The organism is Streptomyces sclerotialus (assembly GCF_040907265.1).
In the GTDB taxonomy this organism is placed as follows: Bacteria; Actinomycetota; Actinomycetes; order Streptomycetales; family Streptomycetaceae; genus Streptomyces; species Streptomyces sclerotialus.
On the sequence record NZ_JBFOHP010000002.1, the window covers coordinates 1 to 15,369 of the forward strand.

Annotated in this window: 15 protein-coding genes and 3 pseudogenes; 7 read left to right on the top strand and 11 right to left on the bottom strand. The window is 70.4% G+C overall.

Going from position 1 to position 15,369, the window contains the following annotated elements; translation table 11 throughout:
- The first annotated feature begins 580 nt into the window (after nt 1-580).
- The 4 genes and pseudogenes from AAC944_RS00070 (at nt 581) to tpg (ending at nt 4,341) form a co-directional block, all read left to right on the top strand.
- A complete protein-coding gene (locus tag AAC944_RS00070) occupies nt 581-940 on the top strand; it encodes a hypothetical protein (RefSeq protein ID WP_368396715.1) in 360 nt (119 codons plus the stop codon).
- 40 nt (nt 941-980) lie between these two features.
- Nucleotides 981-3,626, top strand: a complete 2,646-nt coding sequence (locus AAC944_RS00075) for a DEAD/DEAH box helicase (protein ID WP_030625396.1) — start codon at nt 981-983, stop codon at nt 3,624-3,626.
- A 156-nt stretch (nt 3,627-3,782) separates the two neighbouring features.
- A pseudogene (locus AAC944_RS00080) lies at nt 3,783-3,932 on the top strand (telomere-protecting terminal protein Tpg); the annotation flags it as partial.
- A 49-nt stretch (nt 3,933-3,981) separates the two neighbouring features.
- On the top strand, nt 3,982-4,341 hold the full coding sequence (tpg, locus tag AAC944_RS00085; RefSeq protein WP_368396714.1) for a telomere-protecting terminal protein Tpg: 360 nt from the start codon (nt 3,982-3,984) through the stop codon (nt 4,339-4,341).
- A 790-nt stretch (nt 4,342-5,131) separates the two neighbouring features.
- Here tpg and AAC944_RS00090 read toward each other — a convergent pair.
- From AAC944_RS00090 to AAC944_RS00105, 4 genes and pseudogenes are all read right to left on the bottom strand, one after another.
- Nucleotides 5,132-5,461 carry a hypothetical protein gene (locus AAC944_RS00090; protein ID WP_368396717.1) on the bottom strand — a complete coding sequence of 110 codons (330 nt, stop codon included), beginning with the start codon at nt 5,459-5,461 and terminating at the stop codon, nt 5,132-5,134.
- A 43-nt stretch (nt 5,462-5,504) separates the two neighbouring features.
- A complete protein-coding gene (locus AAC944_RS00095; RefSeq protein WP_368396711.1) occupies nt 5,505-5,912 on the bottom strand; it encodes a hypothetical protein in 408 nt (135 codons plus the stop codon).
- Between the two features lie 132 nt (nt 5,913-6,044).
- Nucleotides 6,045-6,339: pseudogene (locus tag AAC944_RS00100) on the bottom strand (hypothetical protein).
- 385 nt (nt 6,340-6,724) lie between these two features.
- A complete protein-coding gene (locus AAC944_RS00105) occupies nt 6,725-7,021 on the bottom strand; it encodes a replication-relaxation family protein (RefSeq protein WP_368396708.1) in 297 nt (98 codons plus the stop codon).
- A gap of 97 nt (nt 7,022-7,118) precedes the next feature.
- On the opposite strand from AAC944_RS00105, the gene AAC944_RS00110 reads away from it, so the two are divergent.
- Nucleotides 7,119-7,262: a hypothetical protein gene (locus tag AAC944_RS00110; RefSeq protein ID WP_368396706.1), complete on the top strand. Its 144-nt coding sequence runs from the start codon at nt 7,119-7,121 to the stop codon at nt 7,260-7,262.
- A 168-nt stretch (nt 7,263-7,430) separates the two neighbouring features.
- Here AAC944_RS00110 and AAC944_RS00115 read toward each other — a convergent pair whose 3' ends face one another.
- The 3 genes from AAC944_RS00115 to AAC944_RS00125 form a co-directional block, all read right to left on the bottom strand.
- Nucleotides 7,431-8,207 (bottom strand): SDR family NAD(P)-dependent oxidoreductase, encoded by a 777-nt coding sequence (locus tag AAC944_RS00115; RefSeq protein ID WP_030625402.1) that lies wholly within the window; start codon nt 8,205-8,207, stop codon nt 7,431-7,433.
- A gap of 210 nt (nt 8,208-8,417) precedes the next feature.
- Nucleotides 8,418-9,176, bottom strand: coding sequence for an SDR family NAD(P)-dependent oxidoreductase (locus AAC944_RS00120; RefSeq protein WP_030625405.1), 759 nt, complete (start codon nt 9,174-9,176; stop codon nt 8,418-8,420).
- A gap of 122 nt (nt 9,177-9,298) precedes the next feature.
- Nucleotides 9,299-9,583 (bottom strand): Atu4866 domain-containing protein, encoded by a 285-nt coding sequence (locus AAC944_RS00125; protein WP_037773708.1) that lies wholly within the window; start codon nt 9,581-9,583, stop codon nt 9,299-9,301.
- A gap of 139 nt (nt 9,584-9,722) precedes the next feature.
- On the opposite strand from AAC944_RS00125, the gene AAC944_RS00130 reads away from it, so the two are divergent.
- On the top strand, nt 9,723-10,604 hold the full coding sequence (locus tag AAC944_RS00130; RefSeq protein WP_030625411.1) for a helix-turn-helix transcriptional regulator: 882 nt from the start codon (nt 9,723-9,725) through the stop codon (nt 10,602-10,604).
- Nucleotides 10,605-11,158: 554 nt separating this feature from the next.
- Here AAC944_RS00130 and AAC944_RS00135 read toward each other — a convergent pair.
- The 3 genes and pseudogenes from AAC944_RS00135 to AAC944_RS00145 all read right to left on the bottom strand — a co-directional run bounded on the left by AAC944_RS00135 (nt 11,159) and on the right by AAC944_RS00145 (nt 13,472).
- On the bottom strand, nt 11,159-11,980 hold the full coding sequence (locus AAC944_RS00135; protein ID WP_368397349.1) for an SDR family oxidoreductase: 822 nt from the start codon (nt 11,978-11,980) through the stop codon (nt 11,159-11,161).
- Between the two features lie 24 nt (nt 11,981-12,004).
- Nucleotides 12,005-12,603, bottom strand: a pseudogene (locus tag AAC944_RS00140) (SDR family NAD(P)-dependent oxidoreductase); the annotation flags it as partial.
- Nucleotides 12,604-12,620: 17 nt separating this feature from the next.
- Nucleotides 12,621-13,472 (bottom strand): hypothetical protein, encoded by an 852-nt coding sequence (locus tag AAC944_RS00145; RefSeq protein WP_107054244.1) that lies wholly within the window; start codon nt 13,470-13,472, stop codon nt 12,621-12,623.
- Between the two features lie 626 nt (nt 13,473-14,098).
- Here AAC944_RS00145 and AAC944_RS00150 point away from each other — a divergent pair.
- Nucleotides 14,099-14,491: a helicase associated domain-containing protein gene (locus tag AAC944_RS00150; RefSeq protein WP_030622637.1), complete on the top strand. Its 393-nt coding sequence runs from the start codon at nt 14,099-14,101 to the stop codon at nt 14,489-14,491.
- Nucleotides 14,492-14,586: 95 nt separating this feature from the next.
- On the opposite strand, the gene AAC944_RS00155 is transcribed toward AAC944_RS00150, so the two are convergent.
- Nucleotides 14,587-15,165, bottom strand: coding sequence for a recombinase family protein (locus AAC944_RS00155; RefSeq protein WP_196943293.1), 579 nt, complete (start codon nt 15,163-15,165; stop codon nt 14,587-14,589).
- Nucleotides 15,166-15,369 lie beyond the last annotated feature (204 nt).

The following is a 15,369-nucleotide window of genomic DNA, read 5'->3' on the forward strand; positions in this document are numbered from 1 at the left end:
TGACGCTCCGTCCGCTGCGCTCCCGGAGCGGTGGGGCTACGCCCCAAAACTCCTGACTTCCGCTGCGCTCCAGTCAGGAGCCGGCGGGTCCGCTACGCTCCCCGCCCCCAACGGTCCTTCCGGCTGCGCCTCCAGAACCTGAAGGCCCGTTACACGGGCCTGGCTGGCTACGAGGGGAGGGGGTGCTCGTTCGTGTCGAGTTCCAGTGTAGCGGCTGCATCAGGCTGATGCAGCATGTAGCGTTGGCAGAAACATGGTAGAGGGTGGAGCGATGGCGATCAACAATGGTATTCCTGGAGGGATCACCCGCAGAGCTAGGTACTTTATTGGCTGCCATGGCTACTGGACTGGTCGTGGTGATATAGAGCGGTACAGGAGTCGATGGATGGAGCGCGGGGTCCCCGAAGCTCAGATCGATCGGGTGTCCGCCTTCGAGGCTGTCTGGGGTGGCCTGGTCCTTCCTCCTTCTCCTCACTACGACGGGGGGCCTCGGGCGTTCAGCGGAGATGTACCCGAGGGACCGGACCCTGACTGGCGCTTCGGAGCCGGCGCGCAGCGTACGGCTCTTCCCTACTCCTTCATGATCGGTCCGAACGGGGAGTTCGGGCTTCATGCCGGGAAGTGGGTGCCCTTGCACGCCAGCGTCGAAGGGTGGGTGGAAGCCCTCGCCCTGGCAGATCACGCCCGCAGGAGTGCGCGTACGACCACGACGTATACGGGTGCTGCTGTGGAGGACCTCGAACTGGACGGCTTCGAGGCCGTGCCAGAGATTGCCGGCCTCGCGGACACCTGGTGGCGCGGCGGCGACTCGCTGATCGCCATCTATCGAGGCGAAGCCGAGGTCATGGATGCGCCACAGTGCCTGACCGCCACTGTCTACGCCGGACTCGACGAATGGGGACTTCGAGGACGTGACGACGTAGACCATCTTTCGTCATAATCTCGCCCCCTGAGAACCAGCACTGGAAAGGAAGCCGTAAATGCAGGGAATCTCACTCAGAGAACACCAGGTCGACCAGAAGTCGGCCTTCCGTGAATGGGTCAGATTCCCTGCAAGATCTTCTGTTCCCCCGGAGGGGGCACGGGGCACGATCGTGTCCGCGACCGGGTCGGGCAAGACGATCACAGCGGCCGCGTGCGCGCTGGAGTGCTTCTCCGGCCGGCGGATCCTGGTGACGGTGCCGACCCTGGACCTGCTCGTGCAGACCGCCCAGGCCTGGCGCCTGGTGGGCCACCGGGCGCCGATGGTCGCGGTGTGCTCGCTGGAGAACGACCCGGTGCTCAACTCGCTGAGGGTGCGCACCACCACCAACCCGATCCAGCTCGCCCTGTGGGCCGCGCACGGGCCGATCGTCGTGTTCGCCACATACGCCTCCCTAGTGGACCGCGAGGACCTCGACGCACCCGCGGGCCAGCGGAAGGTCCGCGGGCCGCTGGAGGCCGCTCTGGCGGGCGGCGAGCGGCTGTACGGGCAGCGCATGGACGGCTTCGACCTCGCGATCGTGGACGAGGCCCACGGAACCGCCGGTGATCTTGGTCGTCCGTGGGCGGCGATCCACGACAACCAGCGGATCCCCGCCGACTTCCGGCTCTATCTCACCGCCACCCCCCGCATCCTCGCCTCTCCCCAGCCGCGAAGGGGCGCGGACGGCCAGGAGCTGGAGCTCGCCAGCATGGCCGACGACCCGGACGGCACGTACGGGCCGTGGCTGGCCGAGCTCGGGCTCTCAGAGGCCATCGAGCGCGGCATCCTCGCCGGATTCGAGATCGACGTCCTGGAAATCCGCGACCCCACCCCCGCCCTCGGGGAATCCGAGGAGGCGCAGCGGGGCCGGCGCCTGGCCCTGTTGCAGACGGCGCTGCTGGAGCACGCGGCGAGGTGGAACCTGCGCACTGTGATGACGTTCCACCAGAAGGTCGAGGAGGCGGCGGCCTTTGCGGAGAAGCTGCCAGAGACAGCTGCGGAGCTGTACGCAGGCGACGCCTCCGGCGGGGCCCTGGCGGCTGCGGACCGGTTGCCGAAATCGTCGATCGACGCGGAGTTCTACGAGCTGGAGGCCGGCCGCCACGTCCCCCCGGACCGGGTGTGGTCAGCCTGGTTGTGCGGCGACCACCTCGTCTCCGAGCGGCGCGAGGTGCTGCGGCAGTTCGCCAATGGGATCAACGCGGCCGGGCGCCGGGTGCACCGGGCGTTCCTGGCGAGCGTTCGGGTGCTCGGGGAGGGCGTGGACATCACCGGCGAGCGCGGCGTGGAAGCAGTGTGCTTCGCCGACACCCGCGGCTCCCAGGTCGAGATCGTGCAGAACATCGGCCGGGCGCTCCGGCTCAACCGCGACGGCAGCACGAAGGTCGCCAGGATCATTGTGCCGGTGTTCCTGGAGCCCGGCGAGGACCCCACCGACATGGTCGCCAGCGCCTCGTTTCGCCCCCTTGTGGCCGTTCTCCAGGGCCTGCGCTCACATTCGGAACGCCTCGTCGAACAGCTTGCCAGCCGGGCGCTGAGCAGCGGGCAGCGGCACGTGCACGTGAAGCGGGACGAGGACGGGCGGATCATCGGCACCACGGCCGGAGGCGAGGGCGGGCAGGACGAGACCGAGGGCGCGGTGGAGTCGGCGCTGCTGCACTTCTCCACCCCGCGCGACGCCGCCACCATCGCTGCGTTCCTGCGCACCCGGGTCTACCGGCCGGAATCCCTGGTGTGGCTCGAGGGCTACCAAGCCCTCCTGCGTTGGCGCCAAGAGAACGGGATTACCGGCCTGTACGCGGTGCCGTACGACACCGAGACGACGGTGGGCGTCACCAAGGCGTTCCCTCTGGGGCGGTGGGTCCACCAGCAGCGGCGCGTGTACCGTGCGGGCGAACTCGGCGACCACCGCAAGACGCTGCTCGACGAAGCCGGAATGGTGTGGGAGCCCGGCGACGAAGCCTGGGAGAGCAAACTCGCCGCGCTGCGCTCCTTCCACCGCGCCCACGGCCACCTCGCCCCTAGGCGGCACGCTGTATGGGGCGACGCCGACAGTGAGCTGGTCCCGGTCGGGGAGCACATGGCCAACCTCCGCCGCAAGGACGGCCTCGGCAAGAACCCACAGCGTGCGGCAGCCCGTGCCGCCCAGCTCACCCAGATCGACCCGGACTGGAACTGCCTCTGGCCGCTGGACTGGCAACGCCACTACCGCGTCCTCGCCGACCTGGTCGACGCCGACGGGGCCGGCGTCCTTGCCGAAATCCAGCGCGGAGTGCTCTTCGAGGGGGATGACCTGGGCAGGTGGCTGCAGCGGCAGAAGCAGCCGAGTACGTGGGCGCAGCTGACCACCGAGCAGCAGGAGCGGCTGACAGCGCTGGGCGTACAGCCCGATGAAGCGCCGGCTCCCGCCCCGACGGCCAAGGGTACCGGGAAGGCATCAGCCTTCCAGCGAGGACTTGCGGCCCTCGCGCAATGGGTGGAGCGGGAGGGCGCGGACCGGCCGGTACCAAGGGGTCACGCCGAAGAAATCGCGGTCGTTGGCGAGGCCGAGCCGGTGCTTGTGAAGCTGGGCGTGTGGGTCTCGAACACGAAATCGAGGCGCGACAAGCTCACTCACGACCAGCTGAATGCACTGCGGGAGCTGGGCGTGAAGTGGGCATAGCCGCCCTGTCGCCGACGCAGGGGCCCTCTAGCCGATGCCAGCTACTGCTGTTCCGGGAATGCCGCAATCGGCGGTGAGGGGCGGGGAGTGTGGGAGAACTGACGTCATGGCCGCAGGGTGCCGGCCTTATCGGCTGGCCACTTGGAGGAGGCGGGCGTGGGGCATATCGAGCAGGGGCTGGAGCACGCGTTACGCACCTGGCCCGTTCCCTTGAGCACCGAGGCTCGCCTGCGGTTTCTGCTGGCAACGAATCGGTATTCCACCCGGAGGGTGGCCGTCGTGCTGGGGGTGTCGCAGCGCACTGTGCAGCGGTGGGTGACGAAGAAGCCCGGAGCGCGCCGCCTGCCGGGGGGCGATGCAGGACCGGGCGATCGAGGAAGCGGTCTTGGCGCGGTGGCAGCCCCGGATACGGGCTCGTCGGCGTGCCCAGGCCGAAGCGGAGGGCTTCGTCTTCCATACCCGGGCGCGATTCGGGTTCGCCGCGCCAGCAGGGTCCTCGGACGATCCGCGGGTGCGGTGCATCACCCAGTACCTGCCGGGAGAGGTAGCCCGGGAGTTGTTCGCCGCCCGGGACGCCGGCGCGGGCGAGCAGCAGCAGACGGTGATCCTGGCCCGCGCGCTGGGACATGCCTACTTTCGCGAATGGGGCCGCCGCGCCCACGGCTTACGCATCGCCTTCAGCGACATCGAGTTCGCCGACTTCTCGATCGGATGAGCTTGCACCTTCGAGCGAACACGTCAGGTGTTCAGCGTCGCGTGGTGGGCCTGGCGCGTCTGGCCGGCATCGCTTCGTACCTCTCAGCTTCCTGCCGCTCCTGCCAGTCCCACTCGACACGGCCGGCCGGGCCTTGGCGGCGGGCCGTGGGTGGCTGGGGTGGGCGCAGCCTGGCCGTCTCGGCCAGGCGCAGCAGGTGCGCACGGTCACCTGGCGCGGCGAGCAGTTCCTGGCCCTCGCCGGGTACGAGCCGGGCGAAGCAGGCCGCGGCCCGCAGGAAGATGCCCGCCCAGGGCGGTACGGGGTGGGTGGCGCAGCCGTCGGTGTAGCGGGCGCGGTCGTGCAGGGCGAGTGTGGCCGCAGCGTCGTCGTAGTCGCGGGGGCGGGCGGTGGCGAGTTGCTGGAGGGAGGCGCCGGTGAACAGCGCGGCGGCGACGGCCGCGGCCAGGCGAGGATGTGCGGTTGCTGTGCGAAGCCGGTGGGTGACTCGCTGGGCGGTGTGCGGGGTGAGTGGAGCGGGCGGTGGGCGGTGCCGGAAGACGATCGGGGGGCGGCGTGCACGGGGCAGTGCAGGGGCGGGGCTGTCGTAGGAGATGAGGCGGTCCAGTGCGGGCAGGGTGAGCCACCGGCTGGCCGGCCAGGCGGGCTCGTCTGCCGGCGGGGGTTCGGCGATAGGCGTGCCGTAGTAGTGGCGGCGGGGCGGCTTCGAAGTCGGCGGTGACGGAGTAGTCGGCCGTGCGCAGGGCCTGGTGCAGAGCGGCGGGAAGGTGAGAGCGGTGGCAGATCGGGGTCAGGTGGATATCGGTGAGGGCTTGTAGCTGCAGGGGGCGCATCGTGCGGCGGGCGGGGGGGTGAGGCGGTGGGCGCGCAGGACGGTCAGCCGGGTCACGGGCAGGGCGGCCATCCAGGCAGTGGCTGCCTGCCGGGCTGGCTGACGGCCGCCGGGAAAGCGGCCCGGGAGTAGGGGCGGTTTGCCTAGGGCGGCGAGAAGGTCGTGGGCGAGGCCGGTCTCGCTGGTGGTGCCCGGGCCGGGGTGCAGGGTGATCCGGCCGGACGGCGGATGGTGGGCGGCCAGGGCGGTGTGCGTGTAGATCACATCGTTGCCCGGGTCGATGACCACAGTGACGGGCGGCGGCGCGGCGAGGTGCGTGGCGGTGTGGTGTTCAGGCGAGGCGACTGAAGGCCCAGCGCAGCAGCTCCTGGTTCACGCGGGCGCGGCCGGTGCGGGTCAGGGCGGTGCGGGTGTGGGCGGTCAGTTGGGCCCAGGCGCGGAAGTTGCCGTGCGCGGCGTGGCTGTCAGCGAAGGTGATGTCCTCGGGATCGGCATCGGCCCGGATCGGGTGGAACAGGGGGATGACGTCGAGGACCTCGTTGGGGGTGAGGCGGGTGAAGTGCTGCCGGATGAAGATGCGGGAGGAGAGCATCGGTTCGCGGCGCAGCACGGTGTGGCAGCCTTCGCCGCCGACGAAGATGATCGCGAGCTGGGTGGCTGGTTCGTCCCATAGGTAGCGGAAGTATTCGAAGGCCTCGCCGCCCGCCCAGCCATCAGATCCTCTCAGGTTGCGATTCATGATCAGTTCACCATCCGCTGTCAAGCCTCTTAGGTGGCAGCCTGTTGTCTCCAGCTGCCCCCGATGCTGAGCGGCTTCGACCGCCTCACCGACGCCTGACTCGCCATCGTCGGTGGGGCCGACGCATCGTGGTCAGGGCGTGTCGCCGGAGTAGTAGAAGCGGCAGCTCACTCCAGGGCCCGGTGTGCGCGGCTCGCCGGGGCGCGGGTCGTACAGGGCGCGGCCGCCGGGCCACCGCGACAGCTCGGTGGACAGGGCCGCGCCGTCCTCGGCTTCCCCCGGCCGCCAGCCGGTGATGCCCAGCAGGAACCCGTCCAGCGGCCCGCCGACAGCACCGCGTACGTCCGGTGCGGCAGCGGGCCGGGGCCGGGGTGTCGTGGTCGTGGCCGTAGCCCCGGCCGCGCAGCAGCTGCTCATCGCCGTTCATCCCCAGCCTTGCAGCCACCACCGGCAACGCGGCCGGACGGCAGAGGCCCGGCACCTGGATGGAGGCCGGGCCCGCTGCCGTGCTCAGCGCGGCGTCGGCAGCGCGGCCAGGTTCCGGCGGTCCTCGCCGTGGCCGACGCCCCGCCACACCGGACGGTCGGGCCTCTACCGGGTCAGCAGGGCCGGGTCGTGGTCGCCACCATAATCCGGTAGTTCACACTCACCACGCGGCGAGCGCGGTCGCAGAACGCGGCCTCCCTCGTTGCCGGGGCGGCGCGCCGCCGGGCCGGGGCGAAGACGAACAGCACCGGCGGGAAGGGGCGGTGCAGGGTCGGTCCGGCGTAGGTCTCCTGCCAGTGGCTGCGCGGGACACGGGCGGCGTTGCCTCATCCGCTCGCCGGCGCGCCGCGGTAGGCGTCGTAGCGCTCCAGCTTGGCGAGCAGGCGAGCGTAGGACATCGTGCGGTCGATCTCCACGAACGCGTGGGAGCCATCGCTCAGGAGCACCGCGCCGTCGGGTATCAGGGGGCCGGCCGGCGTGGGATGGGCGACTTCTACCTGCCAGTCGGCAGGTCGGCCGTCTGCGCCTGGTGGAAGCAATGCCGGTGCCGACCAGGGCGAGGGCGTGCTCACGCAAGCCGGTCCGCGCGGCTGTGGCCACCCGCCGCCGCCAGCCGCGCGCATCCCGGGTGGCCCAGCCGGCCCTCGGCGGCAGCTCGCCGGAGGCGGCAGCTTCGGCCAGGCCCGCCGGGACGCAGTACCAGAAGCTGTGCTGGGCGCGGTGGACCCGAGCAACCAGGGCGTCCGCGCGGAGGTTGCGCAGCGCGCGGCGGAGATAGTCCGTTGCCTGGTGGTCGGCAGCAGCAACATCTTGAGCTGGCGGGGCATGGCCAGGCGCAGCCGGGCCATGATGCTGTACGCCTGATCGGCGTCGAGCGGAGTGATGGCGGCGCAGGAGCCGACGGCTACAGTCAGGCCGCCTGACTGCCCCGCCGCACGACTCGGACACCTCACCGCCACGTCATCCGGCGGAACCGCTGACAACCCGGGCCTACGGGCCGTGGCCACCGAAGACATACTGCCTGATGCGGCGCTAGACCGCGGTGAAGCCGCCGTCAGCGGCGACCACGGCTCCTGTGATGAAGCTGGAGCGCGGGGACGCCAGGAAGCACAGCACCTCGGCGATCTCTTCGGGCTGCGCAACTCGTCCCAGGGGCTGCGCCTCAGCGAAGGACGCCAGGTATGAGCGGCTGTCGGGGCGGATCGTGTCGAGGAAATCGGTCTCGATGACGCCTGCGGCAACGAGATTAGCGCGGATGCCCAGTGGCCCGCCCTCGACGGCGAGCACCTTGGTCAGTTGAGCCAGAGCGCCCTTCGACGCGCTGTAGGCGACGCCTTCGGGCAGGGCGACGGCGCCGGCGTAGGACCCGGTACTGACGATGGCACCGCCGCCGCGGTTCTTCATGACCCGAAATGCTTCACGGGCGCAGAAGAACGAGCCGCGGGCGTTGACCGCCATCACAGCGTCCCAGTCCTCGGCGGTGGTTTCGGTGATGGGCTTGTTCACAGTGCGTCCGGCGTTGTTCACCAGGATGTCCAGCCCTCCGAAGGTGTCCAGGGCCGATTGCACCGCGCGGGCGGCGGTCTCTTCCCGCGTGATGTCGCCGCGCATCGCGAATACGCCGGGAAACTCGTCCGGCAGCCTCATGATGTCGGGGCGTAGGTCCACGGCTACGACGCGGGCGCCGCGGACGTGGAGAAGCGCCACGGTCTCCTTGCCCACGCCGCGCGCGGCCCCGGTGACGAGAGCGGTCATCCCAGCGAACTCGGCGGATTCGGATGCTTCGGCGGACGCAGTTGCAGGTGTCATGGTGCGGTCCCTGGAGAAGGTGAGGTGAGTGCAGGCGCCGGTGCGGGCGGACCTGAGGTGCTGTGCAGTGGCGCGGTGAGCGGGCCAGGTAGGCCAGGCGGGCCAGGTAGGCCAGGTAGGCCAGGACGTTGACGCGGTCACGGGGTGCGGCGTTCACGGCAGGCCGTCGTGGCCGTCGTGGCCGTCGTGGCCGTCCTACGGCCGGGCTGTTCAGTGCGCGGTGAGGCCGCCGTCGACCACCAGCTCCGAGCCGGTGACGAACGAGGAGTCGTCGCAGGCCAGGAAGAGGATCGCGGAGGCAACCTCGTCGGCGCGGCCGGCTCGGCGCATGGGGGTGCGCCGGATGTCCGGCTGCCGGTCGCCCTGGTCGTCCAGGAGGTCCTGGATCATCGGCGTGGCGATCACCCCGGGATGCACCGAGTTGACCCGTACTCCCTGCCGGGCGTACTCGACCGCGGCGGTCTTGCTCAGCAGGCGCACGGCCCCCTTGGACGCCTGGTAGGCCGCAGCCGCGCCGCTTCCCACCAGGCCGAGTACGGACGAGGTATTGATCACCGAGGCGTTGCCGCTCGCACGCAGGAGCGGCATCGCCGCCTTCATGCCGAGCCAGGTGCCCTTCTGGTTCACGTCGATGACGCGGTCCCACGCCTCTTCCCGCGTGTCCTCGACACCTGGCCAGTCCAGGATGCCGGCGAGATTCACGAGCACGTCCAGCGTTCCGAACCGGTCGCGTACGACGGTGATCACTTCGTCCCACTCCCGCGCGGAGGAGACATCGAGGCGGGCAGCGACGACCTCTGCGCCGCGTGCCCCGATCCGCTGGGACAGGTCCCGCAGGGGGCCTTCGGCGACATCGGTGACCACCAGCCGGGCGCCTTCGCGGGCGAAGAGTTCGGCGGTCGCTGTGCCGAGGCCGCCGGTCGCGCCCGTGATCAGCGCGACCTTGCCGTCAAGTCGTTGTCCTGTCATGGATGTGATCCTTGGTTCTCATTGATGCTGACTGGCTGACTGGCTGACTGCTGTGCCGGGCTTCTTGGTCCGCCGACGGCGGCTTCGCCCCGGTGACCAGGGCGGCCGCGGCCCGGCCTCCTCTACGACGACTTCTGCTCCCGGTAGAGCACGAGGTGCTCGTGATAAAGCACTCCGTCCCGGATGTCGTCGGTGGCGGTGAACCCGGTGTCGTCGACGTAGTCCAGGTGGCTGCCGGTCACCGTGTACCGGCCGGTGTACGCGCTGCGCCGCTCGCCGCGGGCCTCTTCGTAGCGGCCGTCCCGCAGTAGCTCCTGACGGATGTGCCCGTCCGCGGTCACCCACGTTCCGACCACGCCGACCGTTCCGACCACGTCGACGTGGTCGCTCTCCACGGTCCCGGCCACGGCAAACTCCTCTCCTCGAACGGTGCGGTCCCTCCCGCTCCACCGAGTCTGGGCAGGTCAGCGGCCACCGACCAGGGCGCGTGCTGCCTGGGTGTGCCACACCCAGGCAGCACACCGGGCCGCCGCCTAGCCTGACCACATGGACGACAACCACCTGGGAGACTTCCTGCGCGCACGCCGCGCCGGCCTGCAGCCGCAGGACGTCGGCATGACCAGCTACGGAGCCCGCCGAGTCGCCGGCCTGCGCCGCGAGGAGGTCGCCGTCCTGGCCGGCGTGAACGCCGACTACTACACCCGCCTCGAACAAGGCCGCGAACGCAACCCCTCACCCCAGGTGGTCGACGCGCTCAGCCGCGCGCTGCGCCTCGACGCGGACGCCCGCGCGCACCTGTACCGGCTGGCCGGGGCCACGCCAGGCGAACGGCCCTCCGTCCACGCCGCCGAGCGGGTCAGCCCGGCACTGCGACAGCTGATGGACGGCTACCCGAACACTCCAGCGTTCGTCATGAGCCGGACCCTGGACCTCCTCGCCGTCAACGCCTTGGCCGATGCCCTCTACGCCCCGTTCGAGCCGGCGGACAACTTGGCCCGCATGACCTTCCTCGACCCCGCGGGCCGCACCTTCTACACGGACTGGGACCGGGCAGCACAGGCCACCGTCGCCAACCTTCGCGAGGCAACCGGATTCGACCCGGACAATCCACGGCTGCGCGAACTCGTCCGCACCCTCATCGAGCACAGCGCGGACTTCACCCGCCTCTGGCAGTCCCACACCGTGCGAGGCAAGACCCAGGACGCCAAACACTTCCTCCACCCAGAGGTCGGCCCGCTCACCCTCACCTACCAAGCATTCGACGTACGCGAGACGCCCGGCCAGCAGCTCGTCATCTACCACGCCGAACCAGGCAGCCCCAGCGCCCAGTCCCTCAATCTGCTCGGTTCCCTCCACGCCACCCGGCGCCGGCCCGACTCCGGCCCCATCGCTGACCAGCCGACGGAACGTGGAGACCAACGGCGATAGATCGGCTTCGCCGCCGCCTGTTTCCCAGGTGCCGACGCCGACAGCCGCCCGGAGCTGGAGGCCGCTGCGAAGCTCGCCGGGAGATCCGCTCCTGCGGCGTCGCCGTGACCCTCGCCGTCCACGAGCACAAGCGACCCGGCTGCGGGATCGAACTCGCCATGCTCGCCCTGCTCGCCCAGGAGCTGACGGCGAGTGATGTCGGGCTGGACTTCCTCGCCGAGGAGCTGAAGGGTCCGCACCACCCGTCCGGCATCGTGCTCACCGCGCTCGCCGCCATGTCCGGCCCCGTCACCCATCACCCGTCACCCGTCACCCGTCATGCGGACGCTCCCCGAACACCACGAGCAGACCGCCACCAAGGCGAGCCCGCCCCCCACTACCCTGCGGCTGGTGTCAGAGCTGGGACTTCAGAGCCTACTGGCGCAGGGTGTCCCGTTCGGTGCGGTCGGCGGTCAGCTCCCAGCGCAGCTTGGTGCCACCCAGTCGGCTACCTGGCGGACTCTACGTCGCAGGCGTCTTCCTCTGGTCCGCACGCTGATCCAACATGAAACCGCCTAGTACGCGAGCTGCCCGATGCCCCCGTCAACGCGCAGCACGGTCCCTGCGGTGTAGGCGGATTCGTCCGAGGCGAGATAGACCGCTGCCTTCGCCAGTTCGGTGGCGGTTCCCAGGCGATGGAGAGGCACGGTCCGCCGGAGTTCCTCGTAGAGGGCGGCCTGGCGCTCGGGGCCGAGGGGCGCGAACGCGTTGGTGATCGTCGGGCCCGGGCTCAGTCCGTTGACGCGGATCCCTCGGTCCTTCAGTTCATGGGTCAGCCCGCGCGTGTAGGAGAGCAGGCCCGCCTTGGCCGCGCCGTAGACCGTCGCGTTCTCGTGTCCGATGTACGCGGAGACCGAGCCGACGAGGATGACCGAGGACTGCTGGGAGAAAAGCGGTAACAGGTCCCTGATCAGGAAGAACGGCGACTTAAGATTGGTCGCGAGGAGCCTGTCGAACGCCTCCTCGGTCCATGCCTCGATCGGGAGGTGGGTGACGTCGGCGGCGTTGCTCATCAGGATGTCGAGCTTCGGCCATTCCTCCTGGAGCCGCGCCGCGAGCGCCGCCTGGCCGGGTACGTCGCCGGCGTCACTGGCGATGGTCAGCAGCGGGCCGTCCAATTGCCGGGCCGCCTCGTCCAGCTTTTCCTGAGAGCGGCCGGTGATGGCGACAGTCGCTCCCTCGGCGAGGAACTCGCGGGCCGTTTCGAGGCCGATGCCGCTCGTCCCCCCTGTGATCAGCGCGTGCTTTCCCGTAAGACGATCCATGGTTCTGTCCCTCCTCGGATCTCCTCGGATTGCGGTGCGGCCACCGTCAGCGGCCACGATCGCCCCTGTCATGCAACTGGCCCGGCCACTGACGACAAACGCGATCACGTGCGGCACCTCGGCCGGGTCGGAGATGCGCTCGAGTGCGGCGGCCAGGCTCATACCACCGATGTCCGGTCCCACCGCCGCGACCACCTTCGAGGTGCGCATCGGGCCCGGAGCGACGGCGCTGACCCGCACGTTCGACTCGGCGAATTCCGCCGCCCAGGTGCGGGTCAGCGATTCGAGCACCGCCTTGGTCGCGCCGTAGACGGTCATGCCCGGCATGCCGAGACCGGCCGCGGTGGATTGGACGTTGACGATGCTGCCACCGCCCGCGGCCATCTTCTCCGCGAGCAGAGCGGTGAGCAGGACGGGGCACGCACATTGACCGCGAAGGTGGCGTCGTAACTCGCGAAATCCTGCCCGGTGGCCGGGGAGAACGTCATGACGCTCGCGTTGTTGAGCAAGATGTCGACGGCTTCGGCAGCCGCGGCCAGCTGTCGCACGCCCGCCGAATCGGACACATCGGCAGCGACGAAACGCACCGTCCCGGCGGACTCGCCACCGACTGCGCGGAAGCCTTTTACGACCTGGGCACCGCGCTTCGGACCGGTGCCGGTCAGGGCCAGGTCGGCGCCGCCCGCGGCCAGCACCTTGGCCGTCGCGGGCGTCAGAGTGCGCTGAAGCCGCTCTCCCCCGGTCGGCGGCAGCCAGTGATGGCCGCCAGGGGGATTCCCCCGATGAAATCCATTTCCTGGGTCGGGCCGACGGGACCGATGACCGCCGCGGTCGCGGTCTCCAGGGACGTGCTGTTGGCGTAGACCGTCGGCTTGGTCAGGATCTTGCTCCGCGCGGGCGGCGCGGCGAATTTATGCCAGCCGCTGACCTGGATCCGGTAGAGGTGCCGGTCGTTGCTGGCGTACCCGCCGCAGTCCTCGTCCAGCGCCGTGGAGACCAAGGTCGGCTTGGGGCTGCTGACATGGGCCCGGGCGTAGGCGATCGGGTCCTCAAGGAACATGGCGAGTTCGGTCGCGACGGACGTGTTGTTCCGGGACCTCATCCCGTTCGCCTGCCGGATGACCTCAGGGGAGCGCCCATCGGCTCGGAAGAAGACCAGGCTTGCCGATTCGGCGAGCGTGTACCCGTGCGCGGGGGTGTCGGACTGCGCCTGCGCGGGCTCCGCGGCGGCCGACGTCTGCCCGGCCGAGAGCTTGTCGGGCTTGTTCGGTACGGGCGGCGGCTTCCTTTTCCCGTCGGTGGGCGCGGTCTGTACGGCGACCGGGCCGCCGCGACCCTCGTGGGCGGCACCGGCGGCGGGGGCAGTCCGTGGCTCCACGGCGCGTTGCACATCGCGCGGTGCCTGGTCGGCGCCGCGGAGCATCTGGACGACCGCGGCGTTGCCCACAGCGGCCTGTAGGCCGAGCAGGCCATGCTGTGCGGGCGGGGCGGATGCGGGCCGACGGGCAGGGATACGGCTGTTGCCCGCCCCGGTGTGGGAGCCGGCCTTCTCGTGATCGTGCACGGGAGCCCCTCTTCTGGCGTGATCGTCAGCTTCCATGGGTACGTGGCGGAGAGCCGCTGGTGCAAGGTATGGGCGGGCAGCACGCGGTGACCGGACGGGCACATCGGGATGCCGCGATGATCCGCGTGTGGGCCGGCCTGTTCTCGCCAGGGGGCAGAACGCCCCCGGGGTCCAGGGTGCAGCTGCTCGTAGACGTCATCCGGCACATTGATGCGCAGTTCGTGTCGGGCCGCGCCCGAATCCTGAGCGTTCAAGACGTCTCTCCTCCTGGTTCGGGGAGCCGGCAGGGCAGGTGCGGCGGAGCAGCAGACTCGCCGAGCAACACAACCGCCCCGCCCAAGCCCGCCAACCCCCGCCGCCGACCAACACAAACAGTCCCGACCAGCAAAAACGCACACCGAGCCTTTTGGCCCTACCGCTACCTACAACGAGCCCATCCCTTCTCCGCACAGAACACATAACCCCAGCTCACACGCGCTGACCTCCCCGTTCAAAGCACTCACTCCGCCCTCAACGAACCAGCAACACACCAGGCCAGCCGCCGCCCCGTACACCAACAACCCCCCTCGAAGCGTCACGCTCGCCGCGTCGCGGCCGGCCACCGCCCTGGACCGTCCCGTGGGCCAGTGGCTCTCGACCTCCGGCGGCCCGGGACGCTGGACGGGCATCCCGAGCGGGCCGCGGCGCTGGCGGCGATCGATCCGGACTGGAACCCGGCCTGGCCGATCGACTGGCAGCGGCACTACGCCGCCGTACGCGAATGCCTCACCGGCGGGGCCGCGGTCGCCGACCTGCTGCCCGGCGACACGGTCGACGGCGCTGACGTTGGCCGGTGGCTGGCCCGACAACGCGAGCGCTTGGAGCAGCTCGGCATCGCCCCGTTGCCCGCCCCGGAGAAGACGCCCGCGAAAGGCCGCAGGAGCGGTTCTGGGGCCTTCGAGCGGGGGGTGGCGGGCCCCCTCTGCGCAGTACAAGGCCCGTACAGGCTCTGTGGGGCCCGTCAGCCGCTCTCACGTTGAGGTGTTGGAGGAGGGCTGGGACGGGGCCGGCGGCGCAGCCGTAGAGGTTCGGCTGGGCGTATTTCTATCGAACAGCAAGAGCCGGCGCGCCAAGCTCACCGCCGATCAGCTCGCCCAGCTCGCCCAGCCCGGGTCGGACTGGGCGTAGGCGACCAGAGACCGCTCCCACGCGTACGGGCAGTGGTCCGATGACCAAGTGATCGAAGAAGGGCCCCGCCTCGTGCGTACGGACTGCGGCTGGGCTGAGGTAGCCCAGTCTGTTCCGTAAAGGGACCGTCCCTGCGCGTACGGGCTGCGGAATGTGCATCTGGCGCAAGGCTCAGCCTATCCGGGACCGTCCCTGCGCGTACGGGCTGCGGAGCAGCGCCTCCTCCGCCCGACGGGTCAGGGTGGGACCGGTCCCCGCGCGTACGGGCTGCGGGCTCGGTGAGCGGGCCGGTGAGGAGTTCGAGCTGCACGCCGGCGGCCTGGAGCTGGCCGGAGAGCGTCATCAGCTCGGCCGCGTTGTGCGCGAGGCGCTTGAGCTCGTGGACGGTGAGGATGGCCTCCTGGCCGGGGGCGGCCTCCTTGATGTCGTAGGCGAGCTTGAGAGCCTTCTCCGGCTCCGGCCGCGTCCTGATGCGGGTGCTGATCTTGTCGGAGAAGATGCGCTTGCACTCGGCGCGCCCTTGCACTCGGCGCGCTCCAGCGCGTCGAGCTGGCTCTGGAGCTCCTGCTGGGCGGTCGAGCAGCGGGCGTATCCGATCCGGAACGGCTTCGCGGCGGCGCTCGGCGGGGCCTGCTCGACGGGTGGGCCCGGCGCCCAGGTCCGGCCCGCGGTCCTCGGGGACGGGGACGGGGACGTCGAGTTCCTCGCGGAGCGCGAGGACAGGGGGGAC